The following is a 1,429-nucleotide window of genomic DNA, read 5'->3' as shown; positions in this document are numbered from 1 at the left end:
CGCCCGGGGCGTAAGCCTGCTGCCCACCCCGGCCGCGCGGGACTGGAAGTCCGGGGCCTCGAACCTGCTCGGCCGCAACGCGCGGCCGCTCAACGAGTTCGTGGTAAACCTGCTGCCCACGCCGAAGGCCTCCGACGGCCCGCACGGCGGGCCGAACCAGCGCGACGCCTCCGGCCAGGACCACCGGCCCGGCTCCCGGTGGGTGGCGGCCGACGGCACCGACTACGGGCCCGCCATCCGCCGCTGGGAGCACGTCACCGGCCGGGCGGCGCCGTGCCCGACCGAGCCGGGCACCCGCGGCAACTATCGCCTGTCCCCGGCGTTCGTGGAGTGGATGATGGGCCTCCCGGCCGGCTGGGTCACCGCCGTCCCCGACATCCCCCGCAAGGAACAACTGAAGATCCTCGGCAACGGCGTGGTGCCCCAGCAGGCCCGCCACGCCTACGGCCTGCTGCTCGGCACCACTGCGGCCAGGCGGGCGGGGGAGGTGGCGGCGTGACCGGCCTCCCCAGCGTCTCCCTGGAGTGCCTGCCGCTGCTCGCCTCCGCCCTCACGGCGGCCGAACGCGGCTGGCCGGTCATCCCGCTGCACCCCGGCAGCAAGCGCCCGGCCGGGCACGCCGAACGCGCCTGCCCCGGCACCGGGCGGTGCGCCGGCGGGCACCGCACCCCGGAGGAGCGCGCCACCACCGACCCCGCCCTGATCCACGCCGCGTGGGCGCACCGGCCGTACAACGTCGGGATCGCCACCGGCCCGGCCGGGCTGGTCGTCATCGACCTGGACCCGGTCAAGGCCGACGAGCCGGAAGGAGCGCCTGACGGCGCCACCGCGTTGCAGGCGCTCTGCGAGCGCGCCGGGCAGGTGCTCCCCGCCACCTACCGGGTGCGGACCGCGCGCGGGGAACACCTCTACTTCACCGCCCCCGCCGGGATGCGGTTGAAGTGCAGCGCGAACCGGCTCGGGCCGCACATCGACACCCGCGCCTGGGGCGGCTACGTCGTCGCCCCCGGCAGTGCCACGCCCGACGGCACGTACGCGGTCGCCTGTGACGCGCCCGTGGCCGAACTGCCCTCGTGGCTGACCGCGTTGCTTGTGGAGCCGGACAGGCCCGCCCCGGTGCCCGTCCGGGCCCATGACGGCACCCGTGCCGCCAGGGTCGCCCTGGAACGCGAGTGCGCCGTCATCGCCGCCGCAACCGAGGGCGGGCCGGACGGCCGCAACAACACCCTGCACAAGAGCGCCTGCAAGGTGGCGCGGTTCGTGGCGTGGGGCGACATCCCCCGGCACGTGGTGGAGCAGGCAATCCAGGGGGCGGGGGAGGCCACCGGCCTGCCGCCGGCCGAGTGCCGCACCACCATCCGCAGCGCCCTGGACTGGGTCATCGCCCACGCCACCCCGCGGGAGGCGGCATGACGGCCCCCACTCCCCC

At 76.5% G+C, this 1,429-nt stretch carries 1 protein-coding gene and 1 pseudogene; both read left to right on the top strand.

Annotated elements, in window-relative coordinates:
* Window positions 1-499 (top strand): annotated as a pseudogene (locus B7L92_RS37580) (DNA cytosine methyltransferase); the annotation flags it as partial.
* Window positions 496-1,413, top strand: a complete 918-nt coding sequence (locus B7L92_RS37575) for a bifunctional DNA primase/polymerase (RefSeq protein ID WP_255311346.1) — start codon at window positions 496-498, stop codon at window positions 1,411-1,413. The pseudogene B7L92_RS37580 and the gene B7L92_RS37575, both read left to right, overlap by 4 nt.
* Window positions 1,414-1,429 lie beyond the last annotated feature (16 nt).

The sequence above is a fragment of the Streptomyces viridosporus genome, from assembly GCF_002078235.1.
Classification (GTDB): Bacteria; Actinomycetota; Actinomycetes; order Streptomycetales; family Streptomycetaceae; genus Streptomyces; species Streptomyces viridosporus.
The sequence above is the reverse complement of the archived record's forward strand: the minus strand, read 5'-3'. Positions and strand labels throughout refer to the sequence as shown.